This is a genomic window from Stenotrophomonas sp. HMSC10F07 (assembly GCF_001807895.1).
Classification (GTDB): Bacteria; Pseudomonadota; Gammaproteobacteria; order Xanthomonadales; family Xanthomonadaceae; genus Stenotrophomonas; species Stenotrophomonas sepilia.
Map to the genome: position 1 here is coordinate 26,085 of NZ_KV791411.1, position 26,959 is coordinate 53,043.

Genomic DNA, 26,959 nt, shown 5'->3' on the forward strand with positions numbered 1-26,959 from the left:
GTCGGGAAAGCCTCATCCACGCATGGCGTGGATCTACTGATCGACTTCATGGTTGATCCCTACCATGCGCGGATGCGCGGTCACTTCACCGGCGGGGAATCATCTGCGTCCCGCGCCAGCAGGCTGCCGGCGAACAGGGCTGCCAGCAGCACCGTCAGGCCACCCCAGAACGCGGAATAGAACGCCAGGTGCGTATTGAGCGGGAACACCGTAACCGCCAGCGCCAGCATCGCCGGTCGGGCGCGATCACGCGCAGCCGCCGGGGCATAGCGCCAGGCCCGCCAGGCCTGCGCCACCGCCGCCAACCACAGCAGCACGCCCAGAACGCCGGTCTCGGCAAGAATTTCCAGCACGATCTGGTGGGCGTGCAACGCCGGTTGGTTGCCCCACACGGCGGGACCCTCATCTGACACGCAGGCCGGATACGCATCGCGGAAGCCGCGCGCACCGACACCGTTGACCGGATGCTCCTCGATCATGCACACCGCTGCGGTCCAGATGCGCGCGCGCCCCGAAAGCGCCTCGTCAACGCCCTGCCCGTCTTCGTTCCATGCCTGCGCCGTGCGCGCGACACGCTCGCGCAGCTGCGGCACGCCCGCTGTCAGTGCGGCCGTACCCAGCGCTGCCACCAGGGCCAGCAGCAGCAGCCGCTTCCAGCCGAACTGGCGCACGCCGCTGTAGGCCAGCACCAGCACAAAGGTGATCCACGAGGCGCGCGAACCTGCCAGCAGCAGCACGCACCCCAGTGTTGCAGCGGCCAGCAGCCACCCTGCATTGCCGAAACGCCGCGCCATCGGCAGCAGCAGGAACGGTGACAGGCTGGCCAGCACCTGGCCGAATTTCAGATTGCAGGGTCCAAGCGCGCCACTGAGGCGGTCGGCCAGTGCGGCTTCGTCGGCCGGGCACAACGCGTGGCCACTCACGGCCAGCTTCAGGTGTTCCAGCGACCAGAACCACGGGCTGGTGCCAGCCAGCGCCTGCACCAGCGCGTCCAGCGTCCACACGCCGGTGATCAGCGCCAGGCCACCGAAGGTCAAGCGCCGCCGTTCCGGCGTGGCCACCGCGATCGCCACCAGCCACATGAAGGGCAGGTAGCGCAGTCCGGCGGCCGCCTTGGTCCACGAGGCCGAAGGGTCGATCGCATCGATGGCCGAAAACGCCTGCGGCAGCCAGTAGCCGAGGAACAGGATCGAGGTCAGCGCCCACGCCGCCGTGCTCAACAGGTGCGGGCGGCGCTGCAGCCGGCGCATCACCATGCGCGCGGCAGCATAGACCGCGCCAAGGCCCAGCACGGTTTCGGCAATGCCCGGCAGCGGCCACATCGCCACGTACGCCAGCACCCACCAGGGCGCCCAGCGCCCGGCACGGTCGTCGCGCACGATGGCAGCGGGGTCAGCCGGCGAGATCGGCATAGAGGCGGAGGGTATCGCGCTGCATGGCCTGCAGGGTAAACGGGATGCGGGTCGGCAGGGACGGCGGCTGCGCCAGCAGGGCCAGCGCACGTTCACCCAGCGCGCGCGCGTCGCCGAGCGGCACCGCACCGCTGGGTTGCAGCTGCAGCAGCAGTTCGCCGACACCACCGTGGTCCCAGCCCAGCACCGGGCGGCCGACCGACAGCGCCTCGACCACGGTGCGGCCAAAGGCTTCCGGCTTGTCCGACAGCTGCAGCACCAGATCGCTGGCGGCGTAGGCCTGGGCGATGCGGGCGGTAGGCGTGCTGATCTGTACGGCCTCGGCCACGCCCAGTGCCGCGGCCTGGCGGCGCAGGTCAGCCACGTAGGCCTCGCGCCCGGGTTCGTCGGTGCCCAGCATCCACAGCTGGGCAGGCACGCCGGCGGCACGCACGTCGGCCAGCAGCTGCAGCGCGTGGGTGTGGCCCTTCAGCCGGGTGCCGCGCCCCGGCAGCAGCAGCAGCGGGCCTTCGACCTGGGCCAGCCACGGGTAGTCGGCCGCCAGCGCCAGCCGCGGGCGGCGGTCGGCGCGCGCCACGCGCGGGAACTGGTTGACGTCGACACCTCTCGGTATGACCCGCAGTTTTTCTTCCGGCACCGTCGGGTAATGGCGTTGCACGTAGGCGCGCACGGTGTTGGACACGCAGATCACGCGTTCGCCACTGGTCATCACCGCGCTGTAGCGGCTGGGCGAGTTCAACCCGTGCACGGTGGTCACCCAATGCGGGCGCTGTACGGCGGGCATGGCGCGGATCGCGTACAGGCCCAACCAGGCCGGCAGCCGCGAACGGGCATGCACGATGTCCGCACCAACTTCGGCAAACAGCCGGCGCAGGGTCGGCAGATGGCGCAGGGTCAGCAGCGACTTGCGGCCGATATCCAGGGTGAGGTGCTCGGCACCACTGTCCAGCAGCGGCTGCACCAGGCGGCCACCGGCAGACACCACCAGCGCGCGATGGCCGGCGGCAACCAGGGCCGCAGCGATTTCCAGGGTCGAGCGCTCGACACCACCGGAGTGCAGCGCCGGCAGCAACTGCACCACGGTCAATCGGCGCATCGAAGGGGCCGCCGTTTAGTCGGCCAGCACGAACACGGAACCGCAGTACGGGCACTGCGCTTCGCCGTTGGGCTCGTCCTCGATCGGCAGGTACACGCGCGGATGCGAGTTCCACAGCGCCATTTCCGGGGTCGGGCAGCTCAACGGCAGATCGCTGCGGTGCACGGTGTAGCGCTTCTCGGCGTTGGCGGGCGCGGTGGCGGTATGGCTCATGGCGGATTCGGTGAACGGGTTGCGAGGCCCGTGATTCTAGCATCTGGGCCGCAACGACATTGCCCCGCAACGGGCCTTTGCACGCCGCCGCCGATGCCTCGCATCTCCCCACCGCACGCCGGGCGGCGGCGATTCCGGGGATTTCGCGGTCGTTCCGGCAGGTTCGCTCGCCAGAATCGACTCCAGCGATATTTCCCGCATTTGGATCGAACTAAATGGCACTTGCCAGCGCGCGGCGGCTGTTGCAGGATCGGGCCAGGTCGCACCCCGACCCACCCAATCCAACCCGATCGCATGGCCCGCCCCCACCGGACCGGCATCGCCTCTTCCACTGCCAGCCTGGCGGGCGGAGCGATGCTGTCCGTGGTGTCCGCCGATGCGGGTTCGCCCGCCGCCAGCCCTTCCGGGAGACCCTTGCATGACCCTGTCCGATCCGCGCCGCGCCCTGCTTCCGCTCGCCCTGGCCCTGGCCTGTGCGACCACTGCGATGCCGGCGCGGGCGCAGGGGTTGCAGACCTCGTTCGAACCGGGCGAACCTGTACCGGCGCAGGCCACCGGTGCGCTTCAGGTCACGATCGGCAATGGACCGGCCGCGCCCTACGCCGCCAAGCGCAACGCCGGCTACAGCGGCCTGCATGCGCTGCGCTACAGCAGCGAAGGCGGCAGCGCGCGGCGCGAACTGTTCAAGGCCGACCTGCCCATCGAGGCCGATACCACGCTGTCGTGGCTGGTGCTGCCGGAAATCGTCGGCAAGGACACCGTCGCCTCGACCTATGTATCGCTGGACCTGCTGCTGGACGATGGCAGCCGCGTTTCGGCCGGTGCGGCACGCGACCAGCATGGCGTGGCGATCGGCGCACGCGCGCAGGGCGAATCGAAGACGCTGTACCCGCAACAATGGGCCCGCAAGGCAGTGCGGCTGGGCGACGTGCCCACGCTGAAGGGCCGCCGCGTGGTGGCGATCGAGCTGGAGGTAGCCAGTGCCGAGGGCGCGCCGGTCTCTGGCTGGATTGATGACGTGCGCCTGGATGCCCAACCGCGGCAGCGGCCGCAGCGCGTCTCCGACTGGGTGCTGACCACCCGCGGCACCCAGGCCAACGGCACCTTCTCGCGCGGCAACAATTTCCCGGCCACGGCGGTGCCGCACGGGTTCAACTTCTGGACCCCGGTGACCGACGCCGGCGCACTGAACTGGCTGTACCGCTGGAACGAACAGAACGATGCGCAGAACCGCCCGCAGCTGCAGGCACTGGCACTGAGCCACCAGCCCAGCCCGTGGATGGGCGACCGCCAGACCTTCCAGGTGATGCCCTCGGCCAGCCGTGGCGTGCCGGACGCCGACCGCCGCAAGCGCGCGCTGTCGTTCGACCGCCGTCATGAAAGCGCGCGCCCCTACCGCTACGACGTGCGCTTCGACAATGGCATCGCTGCTGCCATCGCACCGACCGACCATGCCGCGCTGTTCCGCTTCGAGTTCCCCGAGGGCGGCGACGCCAACCTGCTGTTCGACAATGTCGATGCGCGTGGTGGCCTGACCCTGGACACGGCCACGCAGACCCTCAGCGGCTACACCGATACGCGCAGTGGCCTGTCCAACGGCGCCAGCCGCATGTACGTGGTGGCCAGCTTCGACAAGCCGTGGCGCAGCAGCGGCCGCCTCGACACCGGCCGCCCGACCGGTTACATCAAGTTCGATGCTGGCAGCGACCGGCAGGTGACGATGCGCATCGCGACCTCGCTGATCTCGGTGGAACAGGCGCGTCACAACCTGGCGCTGGAAATCTCCGCCGCCGACACGCTGGAAAGCGTGGCCGGCCGTGCGCAGGATGCATGGGACGCGCGCCTGGCCCGCTTCGACATCGGCGATGCCACTGACGACCAGAAGACCACCTTGTATTCCAGCCTGTACCGGCTGTACCTGTATCCCAACTCCGGCCACGAGAATGCCGGCAGCGCGGCCGCGCCTGACTGGCGCTACGCCAACCAGGCCAGCGCCAGCGACGACAACACCGAAGGCAGCGCGAACCGCAGCTTCACCGGCGTGCGCGATGGCAAGGTGTTCGTCAACAACGGCTTCTGGGACACCTTCCGCACCACCTGGCCAGCCTATGCGCTGTTCACGCCCGACGATGCCGGGCAGATGGTGCAGGGCTTCATCGAGCAGTACCGTGCCGGTGGCTGGATCGCACGCTGGTCGTCGCCGGGCTACGCCGACCTGATGGTCGGCACCAGTTCGGACGTTGCCTTCGCCGATGCGTGGCTGAAGGGCATCGGCGGCTTCGATCCGGCCGAGGCCTACGCCGCCGCGCTGAAGAACGCGACCGTGGTCCCCCCCGACCGCCATGTCGGCCGCAAGGGCATGGACCGTTCGACCTTCCGTGGCTACGCCAGCGCGGACGTGCACGAAGGCATGTCGTGGACGATGGAAGGCGCACTGAATGACTTCGGCATCGCCAACATGGCCGACGCTCTGGCCAAGCGCGCAACCACGCCGGCCGCACGCGAGCGCTACAGCACCGAGGCCGACTACTTCCGCCATCGCGCCGCCAGCTACGCGACGATGTTCGATCCGGCCGCCGGCTTCTTCCAGGGCCGCAACGCCGATGGCCAGTGGCGCGTGGACGCCAAGTCCTACGACCCGCGCGTGTGGGGCCACGACTACACCGAATCCAATGGCTGGACCTTCGCCTTCACCGCCGCCCACGATGGCGAAGGACTCGCCGCGCTCTATGGTGGCCGTGACAAGCTGGCAGCGAAGCTGGATGCCTTCTTCTCCACGCCGGAAACCGCCGACCCCGCGTTTGCCGGATCCTATGGCGGCACCATCCACGAAATGACCGAAGCGCGCGATGTGCGCATGGGCATGTACGCACACAGCAACCAGCCGGCGCACCACATCCCATGGATGTACCTGTACGCCGGGCAGCCGTGGAAGACCCAGCAGCACGTGCGCGAGATCCTGTCGCGGCTGTATGTGGGCAGCGAGATCGGCCAGGGCTATCCGGGCGACGAGGACAACGGCGAGACCTCCGCGTGGTACGTGCTGGCCTCGCTGGGCCTGTATCCGCTGCGCATGGGCGCCCCGGAGTACGTGATCGGTTCACCGGCGTTCGAACATGCGAGGGTGGAACTGCAGGGCGGTGCGGTGCTGACCGTGAACGCGGCCAACAACTCACGCGAGAACGTCTACGTGCAGTCGCTGAAGATCAATGGCAAGCCGTGGACGAAGACCTGGGTGCCGCACGAGCTGATCGCCAAGGGCGCGACGCTGGACTTCGTGATGGGGCCGCAGCCGTCGCGCTGGGGCAGCGGCGTGGATGACGTGCCGCGCTCGCTGACCGCGCGGGGCCAGCGCCCGCAGCTGCTGCACGACCTGCTCGGCAGTGGCGCCAAGGCGACGCTGGCCGATGGCCGCGCCCTGCCGGCGCTGGTCGATGACGATGCAGCCACCACCGTCGGCCTGGGCGGCGGCGCAACCATCGCACTGACCGGCCTGGGTGACGGCGCGCCGACCATGTACACGCTCACCAGCGGTGACGGCCGCATCCAGGGCGGCGAATGGACGCTGGAAGCGCGCAGTGGCAACGGCCGCTGGATCGTGCTCGACCAGCGCAGCGGCGAAGCCTTCGAGTCTGCCCGCCAGACCCGACCGTTCCGCATCGCCAAACCCGGTCGTTACAGCGAGTATCGGCTGCGCCTGGCCGCACCGGGCCGGCTGCCGCTGGCGGAGATCGAACTGTTGGCGCCCAGCGCCGTACAATGAGCCCCATGCGCTACCGTCTGCTGCCTCTGGCCCTTGTTGCCCTTTCCTTCTCCAGCTTCGGCCAGACCCAGGCCTTTGATGCGCAGCTGACCCGCGATGGCGTGACGCTGAACTACCAGGACGCCCGTGGCGCCCTGGCCGCGCCGCAGCGCAAGCGGGTGATCGATACGTTCTACTTCGCCTACCTTCGCGAACGTGCGGACTTCCACCCGGCCGCGCCGTCGATGGTGCGCATCGTGATCGACCCGGCCTACACCGGGATCGCCTTCGTCGGTGACAAGGACCAGGCCGCAACGATCACCATCAACCCGGGTTGGCTGGCGCAGCACCCCAACGACATCGACCTGGTCACCCATGAGGCCATGCACATCGTGCAGGGCTATCCGGGCTATGGCGACGCACGGGTGCCGGGTTGGCTGGTGGAAGGCATCGCCGACTACGCACGCGACCGCTACGGCATGGACAATGCCGCCGCGGGCTGGGCACTGCCGGGCAAGGTCGAGAAGGGGCAGAACTTCGACAGCGGCTACCGTGTCACCGCTGCGTTCCTGAAATGGGCCGACGCCGAACATCCGGGCCTGGTGCTGGCACTGGACAAGGCCCTGCGCGACGGCCGCTATGCACCGGCGCTGTGGCAGAAGCACACCGGCAAGGCACTGCCGGCGCTGTGGGCGCAGTACGCCAAGCCGCGTTCCGACGCTCCGCCGCCGGCCCCTGCACGCCGCGGCAAGCGGCGCTGACACCCACGCTGTCGCCGGCGCCTCAGCGGGACTGCACGAAACCGGCGTACAGCGCGAACAGCTGCTGGAAGTACCGCCGCGTCACTCGATTGCGCATGACACCCTCGCCGATGGGAAGTTGGTCGGGCCCAGGGTGGGAAGGCCGGTCCGGTCCCTTCCCACGGCCGGGCCGCGTGGGCGTATTGGGCCGCAGCGGCGTTGCAGGGAAATGACCGCCGGACTGCAATTCATCGGGTAGCGCCGGGCCATGCCCGGCGGAATGCGAGAAGCGCCGCGCTGCGCGCTCGCCGGGCATGGCCCGGCGCTACCCGATCCGGTTTCCGCTGGGCGGAAACGAAACGCGCCCCGAAGGGCGCGTTTCTGCAGATCGCAGCGGAACGAAGGCTTACACCTTCTTTTCCGCTTCGATCTGCTTGCGGATCTGCGCATCGACCGCCGCAATGGCGGTCATGTTCAGGATCCGGCGCGAGGTCGCGCTGGTGGTCAGGATGTGCACTGGCTTGTTCACGCCCATCAGGATCGGGCCGATCGCCACGCCGTCGGTGAACACCCGCACCAGGTTGTAAGCGATGTTGGCCGCTTCCAGGTTCGGCAGCACGAACAGGTTGGCGCGGCCCTGCAGGGTCGAGCCCGGCAGCAGCTTCTGGCGCAGCGCTTCATCCCATGCGGTGTCGCCCTGCATTTCGCCATCCACGTTCAGGCGCGGGTTGCGCTTGAGCAGCAGCTCGCGCACCTGGCGCATCTTCAGCGCATCCTTCGAATCATGGCTGCCAAAGTTGGAGTGCGACAGCAGCGCCACCTTCGGCTCGATGCCGAACAGCTTCATGCGATAGGCCGCCTGCAGGGTCGCCTCGCACAGCTGCTCGGCGGTCGGATCTTCCTGCACGTGGGTATCGACGAAGAAGAACACGCCCTGCTGGTTGATCACGCCGGTCATCGCCGAGGTCGAGGTGACCTTCGGCTCCAGCGGCAGCACGCTGCGCACGTAGCCCAGCTTCTTGTGGAAGCGGCCGACGATGCCGGTCAGCATCGCATCGGCCTCGCCACGGGCCACCATCACCGCTGCGATCAGGGTCGGGCGCGAACGCATCAGGTTCTTCGCCGCGGCCACGGTCACGCCGCGACGGCCGGTCAGGCCGTGGTAGTACTGCCAGTATTCGTTGAAGCGCGGGTCATCGTTGATGTTGGTGACTTCAACGTTCTCGCCGATCTTCAGGCGCAGGCCGAGGCGCTCGATGCGCGACTCGATCACTTCCGGGCGGCCGATCAGGATCGGATGCGCCAGGCCGTCATCGACCACGTTTTGCACCGCCTGCAGCACCACTTCCTCTTCGCCCTCCGCGTACACCACGCGCTGCTTGTCGCTGCGCGCGCGGTCGTACACCGGCTTCATCATCAGGCTGGTGCGGTAGACGAACTGGGCCAGCTTGTCGCGGTAGGCGCCCATGTCCTCGATCGGGCGCGAGGCCACGCCCGAATCCATCGCGGCCTGGGCCACGGCGGCCGACAGTTCCACCAGCAGGCGGCGGTCGAACGGGCGCGGGATCAGGTATTCACGGCCGAAACTCGGGGTCTCGCCGCCGTAGGCCGAACCCATGTCGGTGGCTGCACGGCGTGCCAGTGCAGCGATGGCACGCACGCAGGCGATCTTCATTTCCTCGTTGATCGCGGTGGCGCCCACGTCCAGCGCACCACGGAACAGGTACGGGAAGCACAGCACGTTGTTGACCTGGTTCGGGTAGTCCGAACGGCCGGTGCCGATGATCGCGTCCGGACGCGCAGCGCGCGCCACCTCCGGCATGATTTCCGGGGTCGGGTTGGCCAGCGCGAAGATCACCGGATCCGGCGCCATGGTCTTGACCATGTCGGCGGTCAGGATGCCCGGTGCCGACAGGCCCAGGAAGATGTCCGCGCCGTCGACGATCTCGGCCAGGGTGCGCTTGTCGGTGTCACGCGCATAGCGCTGCTTTTCCGGGTCCAGGTCGGTACGACCGGTGTGGATCACGCCCTCGCGATCGAAGGCCAGGATGTTCTCCGGCTTCAGGCCCAGCTGCACCAGCATGTTCACGCAGGAAATGCCGGCCGCGCCCATGCCCGTGGTCGCCAGCTTCACTTCCTCGATCTTCTTGCCGGTGATCGCCATCGCGTTGAGCACGGCCGCGCCGACGATGATCGCCGTGCCGTGCTGGTCGTCATGGAACACCGGGATCTTCATGCGCTCGCGCAGCTTGCGCTCGACCACGAAGCATTCCGGCGCCTTGATGTCCTCCAGGTTGATGCCGCCGAAGGTCGGTTCCAGCGAGGCGATGATGTCGACCAGCTTGTCCGGGTCGGTCTCATCCACTTCGATGTCGAACACATCGATGCCGGCGAACTTCTGGAACAGCACGCCCTTGCCCTCCATCACCGGCTTGCCGGCCAGCGCGCCGATGTTGCCCAGGCCCAGCACCGCGGTGCCGTTGGAGATCACCGCCACCAGGTTGCCGCGGGCGGTCAGCTCGCTGGCCTGCTGCGGGTCGGCCTTGATCGCTTCACAGGCGTACGCCACGCCCGGCGAATACGCCAGCGACAGGTCGCGCTGGGTCAGCATGGGCTTGGTAGCGGAAACCTTGATCTTTCCCGGCGGGGACATCCGGTGGTAATCGAGGGCGGCCTGTTTGAAATCTTCGTTGGACATCGATGTGGGTTACATGAATGGGCAGAAGGGACAGGGGATGATACCCCCGTTGGAGCGTCCGGACCTGTCGCTATCCTGTCGCAAGCATGCTGCGACCGCACAATTCCGTGCCGTATGCGACGGTACCGCGATACCAGCTTCGGCGCCGCCCATGACAGCCATGGGACGCCCTGAAACGCCGCGGGGCCGTACCACTGACGTGATCGGCCCCGCGGTACCACACACCTGGATCAGCCCTTGGCCGGCAGCGCCTCGGGCAGCGCATCGACCGGCGGCGGCAGTTCGCTCTCGCGGCCATCCAGCGCCAGCTGCAGGCGGTTGCGGTCCAGCGCGCCTTCCCAGCGCGAGACCACCACGGTGGCCACCGCATTGCCGATGAAATTGGTCAGCGAGCGGCATTCGCTCATGAACCGGTCCACGCCCAGGATCAGCGCCATGCCAGCCACCGGCACCTCCGGCACCACGGCCAGGGTGGCGGCCAGGGTGATGAAACCGGCGCCGGTGACACCGGCCGCGCCCTTGGAGCTGAGCATGGCGACCAGCAGCAGGGCGATCTGGTGGCCCAGGGTCAGTTCGGTGTTGGTGGCCTGGGCGATGAACAGTGCCGCCAGGGTCATGTAGATGTTGGTGCCGTCCAGGTTGAACGAGTAGCCGGTCGGGACCACCAGGCCCACCACCGACTTGCTGCAGCCGGCGCGTTCCATCTTCTCCATCAGCGACGGCAGCGCCGACTCCGACGAGGAGGTGCCGAGCACCAGCAGCAGTTCGGCCTTCAGGTAGCGCGCCAGCTTGAACACCGAGAAGCCGCACAGGCGGCAGACCAGGCCCAGGATCACCGCGACGAACAGGAACGCGGTGAGGTAGAACGAGCCCACCAGCCAGGCCAGGTTGATCAGCGAGCCGACGCCGTACTTGCCGATGGTGAAGGCGATCGCACCGAAGGCACCGATCGGGGCGGCCTTCATCAGGATGTGCACCAGCTTGAACACCGGGGCGACCAGCGCCTCCAGGAAGTTCAGCACCGGCTTGCCCTTGTCGCCCACCATTGCCAGCGCGATGCCGAACAGCACGGCCACGAACAGCACCTGCAGGATGTTGCCATCGACAAAAGCGCTGAGCAGCGTCTTCGGGATGATGTCCATCAGGAAGCCGACCAGGGTCAGGTCATGCGACTTCTCGACGTAGCTGTGCACTGCGGTCTGGTCCAGCTCGGCCGGATTGATGTTCATGCCGGCGCCGGGCTGCACCACGTGCGCCACGATCATGCCGACAATCAGCGCCAGCGTGGAGAAGAACAGGAAGTACGCCATTGCCTTGGCGAACACCCGGCCCACCGTGCGCAGGTGGGTCATGCTGGCGATGCCGGTGACGATGGTGAGGAAGATCACCGGCGCGATGATCATCTTCACCAGGTTGATGAAGGCATCGCCGAGCGGCTTCATCTTCTCGCCGACCAGCGGTTCGTAGTGGCCGAGGATGGCACCCAGGACGATCGCCACGATCACCTGGAAGTACAGCTGGCGATAGATCGGCAACGGCTTTGCAGGCACCGGTGCTGCGGTCGGGATGTGCATGGCGGACTCCGGAAGGGGCGTTTTCAGGCACGTACGGCCCCGGGACTGCACGGGAGCCGTTACCGTGGAAACTGACCGCAGGCCCTGTACTGCACGCACAGGGGGTGCGACCAATGGACGCCTTTGTACGCGCCAGGCACGCCGGCGCAGATAACCTATTGGTACTAGCCCCCCGGTTCAGGTGGCACAGGTGCCTACACTGGCGCCGCACCGCCCAGAAACGGGAAGGCCGGTGGCCCGGGCTGAACGGCTGGGCATGTCCCTGCGAAAGTTTCGGCCCCTGCGGCCGTTGATGTCCTGTCCACACGCAATCTGAGAGAGCCGCACCCAACATGCGCCCGAATCCCACCTTGCTGGCCCTGTCGCTGGCCGCCCTACCCGCCCTCGCTTCGGCTGCGGATTTCGACAACTGGCCGACCAAGTACACCTTCGGCGACGGCACCGAGTTGGCCGCTACCGCCAACATCGCCTACGACTACAACGACTTTTCCTCGGCCAGTGGCCTCGAGGACGACGACGCCGTGCGCCGCAAGGAATTCGGTGCGACGCTGAAGAAGAAGGGCGTGTACGACGCGATGGTCTACTACGACTTCCAGGCCGATACCTGGCTGGACGTGTTCGTGCGCTTCGAGAGCAAGGCCTTCTTCGGCCGTGACGTCGGCCGCTTCCGCTTCGGCTACATGAAGACCCCGGTCGGCCTGGATGCGAACACCTCTTCGCGTGCCGGCAGCTTCCTGGAAACCTCGCTGCCGGTGCAGGCCTTCTACGAAGGCCGCCGTACCGGTGTGGAATGGGTGCTGGAGCGCCCGCAGTACCTGCTGCAGGCCGGCGCCTATGGCGGCAAGGACCTGCAGGGCGACAACCCCGGCACCACCCAGGCGGTGCGTGCGGTGTGGACGCCGGTGAAGGCACCGGGTGACGTTATCCACCTGGGCCTGGCCTACTCGCAGGAGAACCCACGCGGCTACAGCGATGGCCGCGACGTGCACCACGAGGCCAGCGCCCGCCTGCGCGCGCGCCCGGAAGCCGGCCTGACCGACATCCGCTACGTCGATTCCGGCGCGCTGGTCACCGCCGACCAGATCCGCCGCACCGGCCTGGAAGGCATCTGGATCCGCGGCCCGTTCTCGCTGCAGGCCGAAGCGCTGCGCGCCACGGTCACCCGCCATGACGGCAAGCCCGACTTCACCGGCAGCGGCCAGTACGCGATGGCCAGCTGGGTGCTGACCGGCGAATCGCGGCCGTACAACGCCGGCGCGGTGGCCAACATCAAGCCGGCGCACAACTACGGTGCGGTCGAACTGGTGGCGCGGTACAGCCGCCTGGACCTCGACGATGGTGACATCCTGGGTGGCCGCCAGCACGACCTGACGTTGGGTGCGAACTGGTACCTGACCAGCCACTTCAAGTTCCAGGCCAACTACGTGAAGGTCGACGCCAGCCGTCGTGGCGTGCACAGCACGCCGGAGATCTTCGAACTGCGCGCGCAGATGCACTTCTGACCCCTTCCACGTCAGACCCCGGCGGGCGTGCACGCCACGCCCGCCGGCCCTGCGTAGACTGCCGCCATGTACTGGCTCAGCCGCCACCGGATGCTGTTGCTGACGATCCTGGTGATGGTCGGTGGCACCGTGCTGTGCGCGGTCGCCGCTGGCCATTACGCCTGGCGGCGCGCGCTCGGCGACGAAAGCAGCCAGGTGCAACGCCAGCTGCAGCTGTATGGCCAGGGCCTGCAACAGCGCATCGACCGCTTCGGCACCTTGCCGCAGGTCATGGCGCTGGATCCGGATCTGCTGCACGCACTGCGTGTGCCGCCCTCGCCCGGCGAACGGCAGCGACTGAACCTGAAGCTGCAACGTGCCAATGAAGTCACCCGGGCCTCGACCCTGACCCTGGTCGGCCACGATGGTGTGGCGGTGGCGGCCAGCAACTGGGACCAACCGACCAGCAACGTCGGCGAGAACTACAGCTACCGCCCCTACTACCGCCAGGCGCTGGCGCAGGGCCGTGGCCGCTTCTACGGCATCGGCATGACTACCGGCGTGCCCGGCTATTACCTTTCGCAGGCCATCGAGGATGACGGCAAGCGGCTCGGCGTGGTGGTGATCAAGGTCGAGCTGTCCGCGCTGGAACAGGAATGGTTGAGCAGCCCGGACGTGGTGCTGGCCAGCGACGACCATGACGTCGTGTTCCTGTCCAACCGGGACAGCTGGCGCTACCGGCTGCTGCGTCCGCTGCGTGCCGGTGAGCGCCGCGAAATGCTCGATGCACGTCAGTACGCCGACCGTGCCCTGCAGCCCTTGCGTGCACGTACCGAAGACGTGCTGTCCGATGGCGGCCGCATGGTGCGGCTGCTGGATCCTGCGCTGCCGCAGCCGATGCTGTGGCAAAGCCTGGCGCTGCCCGCCGAGGGCTGGAACCTGCACCTGCTGCACGACGCCGGCGCCGCTACTGCTGCCGGTCGCGCGGCCGCCCTGACCGGCGGTGCCGCGTGGCTGGCCTTGGGCTTCCTGGTGCTGTTCGTGCAGCAGCGCAGGCGCTTGGCCAAGCATCGCCTGCGCAGCCGCCGCGAACTGGAAACCCTGCTCAAGCAGCACGCACAGGAGCTGCGCACCGCACAGGATGGCCTGCTGCAGGCCGCCACCGACGCCGACAGTGGTCTCAGCCGCAGCCTCGAACACCTGCCGCAGGGTGTGGTGGTGATCGACCGCGACCTGCGCCTGGTCGCGTGGAATTCGCGCTATCTGGAACTGTTCCGGTTCCCGGCAGACCTGGTGCGCGTGGGCCGGCCGATCGAGGAACTGTTCCGTTTCAATGCCCGTCGTGGCCTGCTCGGTCCCGGCCCGGTGGACGAGGCCATCGAGCGCCGCCTGAACCACCTGCGCAGTGGCCGCCCGCACATGCGCGAGAGCGAAAAGGACGACGGCACGGTGCTGGAGATCCGCGGCAATCCCCTGCCTGATGGCGGCTTCGTCACCAGCTACGCCGACATCACCAGCTACAAGAATGCCGCGCGCGAACTGCGCTCGCTGGCCGATGCGCTGGAACACCGCATCGCCGAGCGCACCCGTGACCTGGACGAAGCACGCCGCGAAGCCGAGCAGGCCAACCGCTACAAGACCCGCTTCGTGGCCTCGGCCGTGCACGACCTGCTGCAGCCGCTCAACGCGGCGCGCATGTTCGTTTCGGTGCTGCGCGGCAAGCTGGGCGACCCGGCGCAGCAGCAGACTGCCGATCATATCGATGCCGCGCTGGCGGCGCAGGACGCGATCCTCAACAGCCTGCTGGATATCTCGCGCCTGGAATCAGGATCGCTGCAGGTCCGCGTGCGCACGTTTGCACTTTCTCCGCTGCTGGAGACCCTGGCGCGCGAGTTCGGCATCGCCGCCCAGACCCGTGGCCTGCAGCTTGACTGGGTGGATACCCGCGCGGTGGTGGTCAGCGATGAAGCGCTGCTGCGCCGTATCCTGCAGAACTTCCTCTCCAACGCGCTGCGCTACACGCCACGCGGGCGCGTGCTGATCGGCTGCCGGCGTGCAGGCGATCAACTGCGCATCGAAGTGCATGACCAGGGCCCGGGCATTCCGGAAAGCCTGCAGGGTGAGATTTTCGAGGAGTTCCGCCGGCTGAACGACGGCGTGGAACAGGAACGTGGCGCCGGCCTGGGCCTGGCCATCGTCGAACGCATCGGCCGCCTGCTCGGCCACCGCATCAGCCTGCGCTCTACACTGGGCAAGGGCAGCGTCTTCGCCGTGAGCGTAGCACTCGGGCGCGCCGACGATGTGATCGCACCTGCCGCAGCGCCGGTCATCGCGAGCGAACCCTCCGACGACAGCCCACTGCGAAAGTGCCGGGTGTGGAGCATCGACGATGATCCCCACGTCTGTGCGGCGACCCGTGCGCTGCTGGAGCGCTGGGGTTGCCAGGTGGAACTTGCCGACGGTCCGCAGGGTGCTCTGGAAATCGCCAGTGCATTGAACGTGCCGCAGTTGCTGCTGCTGGACGTGCGCATGGGGCAATGGCACGGACCGGACCTGTATGAAGCGCTGTGCACGCTGTGGAAGGCGCGGCCGCCGGTGATCCTGGTGACCGCCGAGCGTGATGAGGCACTGAAGGCGCATGCCGCCGAGAACGGCTGGGGCTTCCTGCTCAAGCCGGTGCGACCGCCCGCGTTGCGGGCATTGATGACGCAGATGCTGTTGCGGCATCGGGGGTAGGACGGCTCGGCCACGCGGGCGTCGCGTTGCCGGCGCACGCTGGCTTTGCTCCTCGTTGATTCCGTACCGAATTCCCAAACCTCTTCGCGCGACAGCCATGGGCAAGGAGGAAATGGATGCGCCGCGTCATTGCGTAGGGCATGGAGAAAATCCGAGTGGAGAGAGAGCAGTCTCCTGACTGACCGGCGCTGCTGAGGATCAGTAGATTTCAACGTTCGGCTGATCGGCAGATCGTACTGAAGACAGCCACAGCCTACGGCCAAGGATCCAGCATGCCCTGCCATCACCTATCCATCGCCCCCCTCCGATACCTCCATCGAATCACAGCAATGCTCTTCTGCCTGTGCTGCGCGGGATGCATGGCTGACAGCACACCAGATACGGACGTCAGCCTCAGGAGGGCCGCGACAGAAGCACAGGCTCCTCCAGCCATATCGAATGCGGACGCCTCGCCGAACCCCGGCATTCCGACAGCGGCCACGCATCGCGCAGCAGCTTCGCTCGCGCTTCTTCGATCAGAATCCGCACTCATGTTCAAGGACGGCATCTCGATCCTGGCCGCCGAGGGCCTCCTGCAGTCAAGCAGAAACATGTCGGATGCGATCAACCGCATGACGCAGGATGCAGCTTCCAGCCCCGAGGCGCAGGACCTGACCCGGCACTATCGATCATCACTTGAACGTGCAATCGGTCAAGAAGGTGTACTTGAACGCTTTTCGTGTGGCCTGAGCATCTGCATCGGTATCGCCCGGACCCGAAGCAGCGCGGATCATGAGGCGTGGGGTCACAGGTTTGCGTCAGATGCATCCTCTCCCACTTACAGCTATGCCGAAGCGTCTGAGCATTCCTGGATGGGATACGAGAACAGGTTCATCTTTTCGATCGACCCGCAGATGAGTTCGATCAGCGGCAACTGACGGGCCAGACTCCATTTTCGCGTTGGCGCAGTTGATTCGAGCAGCTCAGAATGCTCTCACCGAGAGCCAAGTGCCCTGCCCAGGTCAGCCGTCCATCCCTGCCCGCGCGTCGCCTTCCGGTTCCAGCGCCTTCACCAGCACCGCCGCCTGCGTGCGGCTATGGCATTCGAGCTTCTTCAGGATGGCAGTGACGTGCACCTTCACCGTGTTCTCGGCCAGGCCCAGCTCGTAGGCGATCTGCTTGTTGAGCAGGCCATCGGCCAGGCACAGCAGCACGCGGAACTGCTGCGGGGTCAGCTGCGCCAGGCGGCTGGCCAGCAGTGCATCGGCCTCAGAACGCTCGGCGGCCATCGCCGGGAACCACAGGCCACCATCGAGCACCGCCTGCACGGCCTCGCCGATGGTCTCGGCCGGGGCCGACTTCGGGATGAAGCCGGCCGCGCCGAACTGCTGGGCACGGCGGATCACCCGCGGATGGTCGTTGGACGATAGGATCACCACCGGAATGTCGGGATGCGAGCCACGCACGTGCAGCAGCGCGGAAAAGCCGTGCGCGCCAGGCATGGTCAGGTCGAGCAGCACCAGGTCCACGTCCGGCTGCGCGTCGAGCGTCTCGGCCAATGCCTCGGCGCTCGCAACCTCGCGCACCTGTGCCAACGGCAGGCTCTGCCGCAAGGACTGCACCACCGCCGAACGCAGCAGCGGGTGGTCATCGGCGATCAGGATGGTGTATTCGCTCATACCGCCATTGTACGGGCAGGTCGCCGCCTCAGCGCCCGGCCGGCTCGACGCTGCTGCGCCAGGCATCGAGAAACTGGCGACGCTTGAGCGCGTCCAGATACACCAGCAGGCCCGGACCCAGCTGGATCGGGCGGCGGCTGCGGCCCGGCGCATCATCGCCGCGCGCGTTGCCGGTCACGATCGGCATCAGCCGTGCCTCGCGCGACAGCACCTGCTGGCCGCGTGGCGACAGCAGGTAGTCAAGGAAGCGCCGGGCTTCTTCCGGGTGTGGGCCGGTACGCGGGATCACTGCGGTACGCAGCACCACCAGCGTGTAGTCCTCGGGCTCCACAATGCCCAGCGGCGCGCCGGCATCAACGCGCGCCTGCGCGTAGGAGCCAAGCACGTTGTAGACCAGCGACAGCTGGCCACTGGCCACCTGGTCCAGCAGCACGCCGGTGCGCTCCTCGCGCACCACGTCGTTGTCGCCGAGCGCGCCCAGCAGCGCGCCGGCAATGCTGCCGCGCTGCGCGTCCTGGGTCGCCAACAGGTAGCCGACGCTGCTGCGCTCGATGTCATAGGTGCCGACCCTGCCGCGCAGGGGTGCACCTTCAGCACGCAGCCGGTCCAGCAGCTGGCGGCGCGTGTGCGGCACATTAGCCGCCGGCAGTGCGCGGGTGTTGTAGACCATCACCACCGGCTCGTAGCTGATGCCGAACGCCTCGCTGCGCCATTGCGCCCACGCCGGCAGCGCCGCGGTCTGCGCCGAGCGATGCGGCAGCGCATGGCCATCGTTGACCAGCTTGGTCTGCAGGTCCATGCCGCTGGAGATCAGCAGGTCCGGCGATGCCGGCCCGGCACGGTCGTGCAGGTAGCGCGCGTACAGGTCCTGGGTGATGATGTCCTCGTACACCACCTCGGTGGCGGGGTGCAGGCGCTGGTAGTCGGCGATGACCACCGCGAACACTTCGATGTCGGTGGTGCCGTGGATGCGCAGCTGAGCGGTGGCCGCTCCCTGTGCGGGAAAACGGCGCACATCGCCGGGCGCGGCCAACACCGGCAGGGCCAGCAGCAGCGCAACAGTCGTGGCGAACAAGCGGATCATGGACTGCTCCGGGGCAGGCGGATGGTGGCGACCAGCCCGCCCTGCGGGCGGTTGCTCAGGTCAATGCGGCCGCCATGGCTGTCGACCACGCGCTTGACGATGGCCAGGCCCAGCCCGGCACCACCTGAGGGCGCGCCTTCGCCACGGGCGAAACGCTCGAATACGCGCTCGGCATCGGCCGGGGCGATGCCCGCGCCGTGGTCGGCGATGGTCAGCACGGCCTGCTCGCCTTCCACGGTCAGGGCTATCTGCAAGTCGCCGTCACCGCCGTACTTCAGTGCGTTGTCGACCAGGTTCTTGATTGCCTCGCGCAGCAGCAGCGCATCGCCGTGCACCAATGCCGGTTCGGCGGTCATCGCCAACTGCACGCGCGGCGCCGGACCGGCCTGCGGCAGCGCTTCATGCAGGGCCTGGTGCACGGTCTCGGCCAGGTCCACCGCTGCAAAGCGCTGCAGGTGCGAACGATGGATCACGCTGGCATCGCTGAGCAGCTGGTTCAGCAGCCGGCTCATATGGGTGGCGTTGCGCTCGATCGCCTGCAGGCTGCGCCGCATGTCCTCCGGATCGTCATCGTCCAGCGCCAACTGCGCCTGCGCACGCAATGCCGCCAGTGGCGTGCGCATCTGGTGCGCAGCCTCGGCCATGAACGCGCGCAGTGTCTCGTTGCTGCTGGACAGGCGTTCCATGAAGCGGTTCAGCGCCGCCACCATCTGGTCCATCTCACGCGGTACACGGGCGTCGAGCGGCTTCAGGTCGGAAGGCTCGCGACGCGACAGCTCGCGTTCCACCCGCACCAGCGGGCGGAACGCGCGATGCACGCCGAACGCCACCAGCGCCAGCAGCAGGCCGGACAGCACGCCGATCGCCAGCAACGCGCGATTGACCATATCCTGCGCGACGGCTTCGCGTGCGCGCCGGGTCTGGCCGACCTGGACCTGCACTTCGCCCTGCGCCGAGGCAGCGGCGAAGCTGCGGCCGACCACCACGAAGCGCACGGTCTCGCCGCTGTAGGTGGCATCGAACAGCTGCGGCTGGGTACCGGGCCGGCGCGGCGCTGCCGGCAGGTCATCGTAGCCGGTGATCAGCGTGCCGCGGCTGTCGGCCACGCGATAGAACACGCGGTCCTCCGGCGCCATCGCCAGCAGGTCCAGCGCCGCATACGGCAGATCGACCTGCCACTGCCCATCGACCAGCGCCACCGAATCGGCGATGGACAGTGCCGAGGACACCAGCAGGTGATCGTAGGAACGGTTGGCGGCACGCTGGCCGTAATCGCGTGCGGCGAACAGCAGGGCCACCGCGAACACCGCCAGCAGCACGCCGAGATAGAGCAGCAGCGTGCGCCGCAGCGAACCCGGCGCCGCAGTCGCAGCGCGCGCGTCAGCCATCGGCGTCGGCATGGGTATCGCTGGCCTCCAGCAGATAGCCGACACCGCGCACCGTGGTGATGCGCAGCGGTGCGCCCGCCAGCTTCTTTCTCAGGCGACCAACATACAACTCGATGGCATTCGGGCCCGCTTCGTCATCGAAACCGAACAGGCCGTTGCCGATCTCATCCTTGCCGACCACTTGGCCGAGGCGCCCGACCAGGATCTCCAGCAGGCGGTACTCGCGGTTGGGCAGTTCGATCGGTTCGCCGTCGAGGCTGACCCGGTGCGCAGCGTTGTCGAACTGGAAGCCGCCGATCTGCACCACTTCGCTGGCCTGGCCACGCGCACGCCGCAGCAGCACGCGGCAGCGCGCTTCGAACTCGCGGAAATCGAACGGCTTGCCCAGGTAATCGTCGGCACCGACATCCAGCGCCTGCACGCGATCCTCGATGCCATCGCGCGCGGTCAGCATCAGCACCGGCGTGCTGTCACCGCGCTCGCGCATGCCGGCCAGCACGCGCAGGCCATCGAGCTTGGGCAGGCCGATATCCAGCACCACCAGGTCGAAGCTCTGGTAACGCAGCACGCTGGCGGCGGCCAGGCCATCGGCCTGCCAGTCCACGGCGTGCCCGCTGCGGCGCATCCGGCGGATGATCGCATCGGCCAGATCCGGGTTGTCTTCGACCAGCAGCAGGCGCATGGGCACACGGGTGGGAGGGGAACCGAATGCTACCGCATGCCGCCGGGTCCGCCCGCCGGTCATGGACCGGCGCTACCGGGATACATCGCATGGGTAGCACAGGGCGGTGCCCGGCGGTCGTTTACGCTGCACCGCACAAACCACTGACAGGACGATGACAGCTTGCCCGACCCAGACTGCGGCCGCGCACCGTCCGGTGCCCACGATTGCCGCGCGCCTGGCGCGCACCTGGGAGGGTTTGTGGAATTCACGTTTGCCTGGCGGCGTCCTGCCGCCATGATGGCGCTGGCTGCCCTGTCGGCGCCGGCCTTCGCTGCCGAAGACGACCGCCCGGTCACCGCCACCCTCGGTGGCCGCCTGCACCTGGACTTCGCCACCTTCGACAACGACAACCGCGGCACCCCGAACAAGGACGACACCGAGATCCGTCGCGCCTGGCTGGACGTGTCCGGCAAGTTCTTCGTGGTCGACTACAAGCTGGAAGCCGACTTCTCCGGCGACCGCGTCGAGGCCAAGGATGTCTACCTGGCACGCAGCTTCGGCGAGGCCGGCAAGCTGACCGTCGGCCAGTTCAAGCAGTACTTCTCGCTGGATGACCGTACCAGCTCCAACTACGGCAGCTTCCTGGAGCGCGGCAACGCCGGCACCACGCTGGCGCCGCTGTACCGCCTGGGTGCGTCCTGGCAGGCCAATCCGGGGGATTTCACCTGGGCGGCCAGCCTCTACAGCCTGGAGAGCATCGACGCCTGGCAGGTGAAGGGCCGCGCGGCGGGTGGTCGCGTCACCTGGGCGCCCACGCCCAGCGACGGTGACGTGCTGCACCTGGGCCTGTCGCTGGCCCGCGAGGCCTACGACAACCCGGGTGCCAACGGCGTGCCCGGCCTGCGCATCCGTCCGCGCCCGGCCGGCCACCTGTCCGACAACAGCCGCCTGACCCTGGTCGACTTCTCCGCCGGCCGCGATACCGACGTCAACAAGTGGTCGCTGGAATACGCGCAGGTGCGCGGCCCGCTGTCGTGGCAGGGCGAGTTCAGTGGCGCCACCTTCGATGACGGCGCCCAGCGCGGCGACGTGATGGCGGCCTACGGCATGCTCAGCTGGTTCGTCACCGGCGAAAGCCGTGCCTACGACCGCAAGACCGGCCGCTTCGCACGGGTCAAGGACATCCGCCACAAGGCTGGGGCCTTCGAAGTAGCGCTGCGTTACGACCAGATGTGGGGCGCGCAGCACCTCGATGGCGCGCCGGACCTGCGCCGTGGCAGCACCGAAGCCTGGACGCTGGGTGGCAACTGGTACCTGCGCGACAACCTGCGCTTCATGCTCAACGTGATCGAAAGCCGCAACCGCGACCGCCTGGCCGGGGTCACAGTGGACCGCACGCGCGCGGTCACTGGCCGCCTGCAGTACGACTTCTAAGCCAGCTGTGCCGGGCAAACCACCCGGCCCCCTTCCACTCCCCCACATCCTGTTTTCGCAAGGAGTCCGCAGATGATGCTGAGCATCCTCGGCTTTGGCATGGTCATTACATTCATGTACTTGATCATGAGCAAGCGGTTGTCGCCGCTGGTGGCCCTGATCACCATTCCCATCCTGTTCGCGCTGATCGGCGGCTTCGGTGCCGGCATCGACGAGATGATGCTGGAGGGCATCAAGAAGATCGCGCCGACCGGCGTGATGCTGATGTTCGCCATCCTCTACTTCGGGGTGATGATCGACGCCGGCCTGTTCGATCCGCTGGTAAGGGTGATCCTGCGCTTCGTCAAGGGCGACCCGATGAAGATCGTGCTTGGCACTGCGGTGCTGGCGATGCTGATCTCGCTCGATGGCGACGGTTCGACCACCTACATGATCACCGTCTCGGCGATGCTGCCGCTGTACCAGCGCCTCGGCATGAACGCGCTGAACATGACCTGCGTGACCATCCTGGCCGGCGGCGTGATGAACCTGACCCCGTGGGGCGGCCCGACCGCACGCGCGGCCACCGCGCTGCACGTGGACCCGGCCGATGTGTTCGTGCCGCTGATCCCGTCGATGGTGATCGCCTGTGCCGGCGTGCTGCTGCTGGCCTGGTACCTGGGCCTGAAGGAACGCCGTCGCCTTGGCGTGGTGACCCTGCCCAAGGGCGGCAGCTGGATGGACAACAGCGTGTCCGATGACAGCAATCCGCTGCCGACCGTGGAAGACGCCGAGGACATCAAGCGTCCGAAGCTGCTGTGGGTCAACCTGGCCCTGACCGTGGCGCTGATGACCGCGCTGATCATCGGCGTGCTGCCGATGCCGGTGCTGTTCATGGTCGGCTTCGCCATCGCCCTGGTGATCAACTACCCGAACCTGGCCGAGCAGCGCCGCCGCGTGGTCAACCATGCCGGCAACGTGCTGTCGGTGGTGTCGCTGATCTTCGCTGCGGGCATCTTCACCGGCATCCTCAACAACACCGGGATGGTCGAGGCGATGTCACACAGCTTCCTGGCGGTGATTCCGGAGTCGTGGGGCCCGTACCTGGCGGTGATCACCGCCGTGGCGTCGATGCCGTTCACCTTCTTCATGTCCAACGACGCGTTCTACTTCGGCGTGCTGCCGATCCTGTCCGAGGCCGCCGGCAACTACGGCATCACCCCGGTGGAAATGGCGCGCGCCTCGCTGGCCGGCCAGCCGGTGCACCTGCTCAGCCCGCTGGTGCCCTCCACCTACCTGCTGGTGGGCCTGGCCAAGGTCGAATTCGCCGACCACCAGAAGTTCACCCTGAAGTGGGCCATCGCCATCTCGATGCTGCTGATGATCGGCAGCCTGCTGTTCGGCCTTTACCCCCTCGCCGCCTGACCCTTTGCCAAGGAGCCTTCTGCAATGACGCTTCGAATCGCTTACGTCACCAGTGGAATGGGCAGTGTCGGCACTGCCATCTGCCAGAGCCTGGCCCGCAGCGGCCACACCGTGGTTGCCGGCTGCGCGCCGAACTCGCCGCGCAAGGCCAACTGGCTGCGCGAGCAGCGCGAACAGGGCTTCGACTTCATCGCCTCCGAAGGCAACGCCACCGACTGGGCCTCGACCAGCGCCGCGTTCGCCAAGGTCCGCGCAGAAGTCGGTGAAGTGGACGTGCTGGTCAACAACTCCGGCGGCAGCCGCGACCTGCTGTTCCGGCAGATGACGGTGGAAGACTGGAATGCGGTGATCGCCTCCAACCTCAATGCGCTGTTCAACCTGACCAAGCAGGTGGTCGATGGGATGGCCACGCGTGGCTGGGGCCGCATCATCAACATCGGTTCGGTCAGCGCCCACAAGGGCCAGATCGGCCAGGTGAACTACGCCACCGCCAAGGCCGCGATGCACGGTTTCAGCCGCGCACTGGCCGCCGAAGTGGCCTCGCGCGGCGTTACCGTCAACACGCTGTCGCCGGGTTACATCGCCAGCCAGGCGATCAGCAGCTTCCCGCCGGACGTCCTGGATCGGCTGGCCGCATCGGTGCCGGTGCGCCGCCTCGGCCGCCCCGAGGAAGTGGCCGGCCTGTGCGCGTGGCTGGCCTCGGATGAAGCCTCGTACGTGACCGGCGCCGACTATCCGGTCAACGGTGGCCTGTACATGGGTTGAGCCCTCCCCCACGCAACGCGTGGACCGCCTCCCCCACGGAGTGCGCGGGGCCGGTGAACCTTCGCTTGCGAGGGGAATCCGGCCCCTTTTTTATTCGGCTGCGGGACATGTGCGGGTGCCCTGCACCGTTCGTTGGTTTTTCGTAAAGAAGGTTTCATGTTCCGTTCGCATAGTGGCCATGCACCGCGCACGCGTGCCGGTGACCACCCCCCATGCAACGGACCACCATGCAGACCCGACACCTGACGATCGCCGTGGCGATCGCGCTCTCCGCCGCCGCCAGCGCCCACGCTGCCACCACCGCCGATACCGGCGCCAGCACCGATGCCGCGCTGAGCGCGCAGACGCTGGATACCGTCTCCGTGATCGGCCAGGGCGAGACCCGCCAGGTGCAGCGCATCACCACCGTCGACAAGCAGGTGCTGCCGCCGGGCACCAGTGGCCAGAAAATCCTCGACCGCCTCCCGGGCGTGTCGGTGCAGTCCAACGATGCCTTCGGCGCGAACGAAGAATCGCAGACCATCAGCCTGCGCGGCTTCGACAAGAGCCGCCTCGGCTATACGCTGGACGGCATCCCGCTGGGTGACAACAGCTACGGCAACTACAACGGCCTGAGCATTGCCCGCGCGATCATTGCCGAGAACCTGGCCGGTGCCGAGCTGTCGCAGGGCATCGGTTCGCTGGGCGTGGCTTCGACCAGCAACCTGGGCGGCACCATCCAGTATTTCTCGATGGACCCGTCCACTGAATTCGGTGGCCGCGCCAGCGTCACCGTCGGCGACAACAACCAGCGCCGTGGCTACCTGCGCGTGGACACCGGCGACCTCAACGGCTTCTCGGCCTATGTGTCCGGCGTGCACCAGGACCAGGACATGTGGGCCGCGCCGTACCAGAACCAGACCACCCGCCAGTTCAACGCCAAGGCCGTGTGGAATATCGGCGACCACCGTTTCGGTGCGTTCGTGGCGACCTCGCGCGCCAGCCAGGCCAACTACGCCTACCTGTCCAAGGACATGCTGGCCCGCGGCCTGGGCTATGACTGGAACATCTACGCACCGGACTGGGACCGCGCCGTCGCTGCTGCGTACTGCGCGCCGGGCACCTACAACAAGGCGCGCTGCAGGTTCAGCGGCGGCGTCAACAGCATCGACGATGCGTACTACCAGAGCCGTGCACTTCGCGACGACAACCTCTATTCGGTCGATGCCGACCTGCGCCTGGGCGAGCAGGGTCGCCTGAAGCTGCTGGCCTACCACCACGACAACCGTGGCCAGGGCCACTGGTGGGCGCCGGGCCAGCCGTCCTACCCGGGCACCGACAGGATGCTGCCGATTTCGATCCGCAGCACCAACTACACGATCAACCGCGATGGTGTGACCGCCGCGCTGTCGTGGACGGTGGGCATCCACGAACTGGAGGCCGGCCTGTGGTACGAGCAGAACGACCATAACGTGTCGCGCAACTTCTACTACATCAGCGGCCCGTTCCTGGACGACCTGTACCTGAAGAACCCGGACCGCCGGCTGTTCAACCAGGATTTCGACATCCGCACGCGCCAGTTCTACGTGCAGGACCGCATGCGCTTCCTCGACCAGCGCCTGACCGTGGACGTGGGCATCAAGAGCCCGAACACCCGCATGCGCGCCACCGCCCAGCCGGGCGTGGAAACCCGCATCGCTTCGGGCACGCTGACCGCCAAGAAGTCGGTGCTGCCGCAGGTGGGCCTGGGCTTCAAGCTCAACGCCAACAATGAACTGTTCGCCTCGTACGCCGAGAACATCGCCGCCTTCGTCGGTGGCGGCAGCGGTGGCCCGTTGCAGGTGTCGCCGGAATCGTTCGCAGCCAGCGCCGGCCTGGAGCCGGAGAAGTCCAAGAGCCTGGAAGCCGGCTTCCGTACCTTCGGCGAGAAGTACCAGGCCTCGATCGCGGCCTACAACGTGAAGTTCGACAACCGCCTGCTGTCGCTGAACCCGTGTTCCAGCATCGAAGTCGGCACGCGTCCGGAGTGCGTAACGCGCTTCATCAATGTCGGTTCGGTGAAGAGCCACGGCGCGGAACTGACCTTCATCCTCAAGCCGATCGACGGCCTGCAGTGGTACAACGCGCTGTCCTGGAACAAGACCACTTACGAGGATGACTACACCTCGGGCGGCGCGATCGTGCCGGTGGCCGGCAAGATCACGGTGGATACGCCGCAGCGCATGGCCTCCAGCGAGATCAGCTGGAACCGCGATGGCTTCTTCGCCAGCCTGCGTGCCAAGTACACCGGCAAGCGCTACTACACCTACACCAACGACCAGTCGGTGCCGGGGGTGACCACCTTCGACGCCGGTGCAGGCTACGACTTCGGCCCGGGCCTGGGCCTGCGCAACGTTCGGGTGTCGTTGAATGCGACCAACCTGACCAACAAGCGCTACGCCGGCCAGCTGAGCTCGTTCGCACCGACCGATCCGAAGGGCACGCGCTATGCGATCCATGCGAGCGCACCGCGGCAGCTGTTCATGACGGTGGCGGCGGAGTTCTAAGTCAGAAGCGGGCGCTGCGGCGCGTTGATTGTTCCTGCATGGCGCGGGTAGGCAGGCCCATGCAGGACACGCCGTAAACCCATCCATGGGGGCTCGATCAGCGCATCCATGCGCCTCACGGTCCTGCATGGGCCTGCCTACCCCCGCTGGACACTTCCCCGCGCCGGCGCGGAGGCAATGGAAAGCAAGAGCAAAATCAAAGAGCCGGGCAATGCCCGGCTCTTTGATTTTCAAGCGCAATCCCTCTGGTGGACCTGCTACCGCGCCCGCAGGAATCTGTCTGGAGGAGGCGGGGCACCCTGGCCAGGACAGTTGGCGCCATGGATGGCGCCATCGAGCACCATG

At 67.4% G+C, this 26,959-nt stretch carries 18 protein-coding genes; 9 read left to right on the forward strand and 9 right to left on the reverse strand.

Annotation, left to right across the window (positions count from 1 at the left end; all coding sequences use genetic code 11):
* Positions 1 to 80: 80 nt before the first annotated feature.
* Genes HMPREF3114_RS13405 through HMPREF3114_RS13415 form a run of 3 tightly spaced genes read right to left on the reverse strand, consistent with a single transcriptional unit; the run spans position 81 to position 2,721 of the window.
* Positions 81 to 1,412, reverse strand: a complete 1,332-nt coding sequence (locus HMPREF3114_RS13405; RefSeq protein WP_053499091.1) for an O-antigen ligase family protein — start codon at positions 1,410 to 1,412, stop codon at positions 81 to 83.
* Positions 1,393 to 2,508 carry a glycosyltransferase gene (locus HMPREF3114_RS13410; RefSeq protein WP_053499093.1) on the reverse strand — a complete coding sequence of 372 codons (1,116 nt, stop codon included), beginning with the start codon at positions 2,506 to 2,508 and terminating at the stop codon, positions 1,393 to 1,395. Before HMPREF3114_RS13410 ends, HMPREF3114_RS13405 begins: the two co-directional genes overlap by 20 nt.
* Before the next feature lie 15 nt (positions 2,509 to 2,523).
* Complete coding sequence (locus HMPREF3114_RS13415) at positions 2,524 to 2,721, reverse strand: zinc-finger domain-containing protein (protein WP_005410967.1); 198 nt, start codon at positions 2,719 to 2,721, stop codon at positions 2,524 to 2,526.
* 418 nt (positions 2,722 to 3,139) lie between these two features.
* Between HMPREF3114_RS13415 and HMPREF3114_RS13420 the strand changes: the two genes are divergently transcribed.
* Positions 3,140 to 6,484 (forward strand): GH92 family glycosyl hydrolase, encoded by a 3,345-nt coding sequence (locus tag HMPREF3114_RS13420; RefSeq protein ID WP_053499094.1) that lies wholly within the window; start codon positions 3,140 to 3,142, stop codon positions 6,482 to 6,484.
* Positions 6,481 to 7,224, forward strand: a complete 744-nt coding sequence (locus tag HMPREF3114_RS13425) for a basic secretory protein-like protein (RefSeq protein WP_053499096.1) — start codon at positions 6,481 to 6,483, stop codon at positions 7,222 to 7,224. The genes HMPREF3114_RS13420 and HMPREF3114_RS13425 overlap by 4 nt, the downstream gene beginning before the upstream one ends.
* Before the next feature lie 385 nt (positions 7,225 to 7,609).
* Here HMPREF3114_RS13425 and HMPREF3114_RS13430 read toward each other — a convergent pair whose 3' ends face one another.
* Positions 7,610 to 9,901: an NADP-dependent malic enzyme gene (locus tag HMPREF3114_RS13430; RefSeq protein ID WP_053501175.1), complete on the reverse strand. Its 2,292-nt coding sequence runs from the start codon at positions 9,899 to 9,901 to the stop codon at positions 7,610 to 7,612.
* Between the two features lie 230 nt (positions 9,902 to 10,131).
* Complete coding sequence (locus HMPREF3114_RS13435) at positions 10,132 to 11,475, reverse strand: dicarboxylate/amino acid:cation symporter (RefSeq protein WP_005419151.1); 1,344 nt, start codon at positions 11,473 to 11,475, stop codon at positions 10,132 to 10,134.
* Between the two features lie 332 nt (positions 11,476 to 11,807).
* Here HMPREF3114_RS13435 and HMPREF3114_RS13440 point away from each other — a divergent pair, with 332 nt between their 5' ends.
* The 3 genes from HMPREF3114_RS13440 to HMPREF3114_RS21025 all read left to right on the forward strand — a co-directional run bounded on the left by HMPREF3114_RS13440 (position 11,808) and on the right by HMPREF3114_RS21025 (position 16,609).
* On the forward strand, positions 11,808 to 12,977 hold the full coding sequence (locus HMPREF3114_RS13440) for an OprO/OprP family phosphate-selective porin (protein ID WP_005419152.1): 1,170 nt from the start codon (positions 11,808 to 11,810) through the stop codon (positions 12,975 to 12,977).
* Between the two features lie 66 nt (positions 12,978 to 13,043).
* Entirely contained in the window at positions 13,044 to 15,692 is a 2,649-nt protein-coding gene (locus HMPREF3114_RS13445) for a hybrid sensor histidine kinase/response regulator (protein WP_070489910.1), read from the forward strand.
* 359 nt (positions 15,693 to 16,051) lie between these two features.
* Complete coding sequence (locus HMPREF3114_RS21025; RefSeq protein ID WP_141750822.1) at positions 16,052 to 16,609, forward strand: hypothetical protein; 558 nt, start codon at positions 16,052 to 16,054, stop codon at positions 16,607 to 16,609.
* An 84-nt stretch (positions 16,610 to 16,693) separates the two neighbouring features.
* On the opposite strand, the gene HMPREF3114_RS13455 is transcribed toward HMPREF3114_RS21025, so the two are convergent.
* The 4 genes from HMPREF3114_RS13455 to HMPREF3114_RS13470 are packed head-to-tail and all read right to left on the reverse strand — an operon-like array spanning position 16,694 to position 20,504.
* Positions 16,694 to 17,350 carry a response regulator gene (locus tag HMPREF3114_RS13455; RefSeq protein WP_005419171.1) on the reverse strand — a complete coding sequence of 219 codons (657 nt, stop codon included), beginning with the start codon at positions 17,348 to 17,350 and terminating at the stop codon, positions 16,694 to 16,696.
* A 28-nt stretch (positions 17,351 to 17,378) separates the two neighbouring features.
* Positions 17,379 to 18,434, reverse strand: coding sequence for an ABC transporter substrate-binding protein (locus tag HMPREF3114_RS13460; RefSeq protein ID WP_070489912.1), 1,056 nt, complete (start codon positions 18,432 to 18,434; stop codon positions 17,379 to 17,381).
* On the reverse strand, positions 18,431 to 19,822 hold the full coding sequence (locus HMPREF3114_RS13465) for a sensor histidine kinase (protein WP_032954514.1): 1,392 nt from the start codon (positions 19,820 to 19,822) through the stop codon (positions 18,431 to 18,433). The genes HMPREF3114_RS13460 and HMPREF3114_RS13465 overlap by 4 nt, the downstream gene beginning before the upstream one ends.
* Positions 19,815 to 20,504, reverse strand: a complete 690-nt coding sequence (locus tag HMPREF3114_RS13470) for a response regulator transcription factor (protein WP_005419188.1) — start codon at positions 20,502 to 20,504, stop codon at positions 19,815 to 19,817. The genes HMPREF3114_RS13465 and HMPREF3114_RS13470 overlap by 8 nt, the downstream gene beginning before the upstream one ends.
* Positions 20,505 to 20,780: 276 nt before the next feature.
* On the opposite strand from HMPREF3114_RS13470, the gene HMPREF3114_RS13475 reads away from it, so the two are divergent.
* From HMPREF3114_RS13475 to HMPREF3114_RS13490, 4 genes are all read left to right on the forward strand, one after another.
* On the forward strand, positions 20,781 to 21,920 hold the full coding sequence (locus tag HMPREF3114_RS13475) for an OprO/OprP family phosphate-selective porin (RefSeq protein WP_070489913.1): 1,140 nt from the start codon (positions 20,781 to 20,783) through the stop codon (positions 21,918 to 21,920).
* Positions 21,921 to 21,995: 75 nt separating this feature from the next.
* Complete coding sequence (locus HMPREF3114_RS13480; protein ID WP_005419191.1) at positions 21,996 to 23,324, forward strand: CitMHS family transporter; 1,329 nt, start codon at positions 21,996 to 21,998, stop codon at positions 23,322 to 23,324.
* A gap of 24 nt (positions 23,325 to 23,348) precedes the next feature.
* On the forward strand, positions 23,349 to 24,089 hold the full coding sequence (gene phbB / locus HMPREF3114_RS13485; protein WP_005419193.1) for an acetoacetyl-CoA reductase: 741 nt from the start codon (positions 23,349 to 23,351) through the stop codon (positions 24,087 to 24,089).
* 227 nt (positions 24,090 to 24,316) lie between these two features.
* Complete coding sequence (locus HMPREF3114_RS13490; RefSeq protein ID WP_070489914.1) at positions 24,317 to 26,614, forward strand: TonB-dependent receptor; 2,298 nt, start codon at positions 24,317 to 24,319, stop codon at positions 26,612 to 26,614.
* The last annotated feature ends 345 nt before the right edge of the window (positions 26,615 to 26,959 follow it).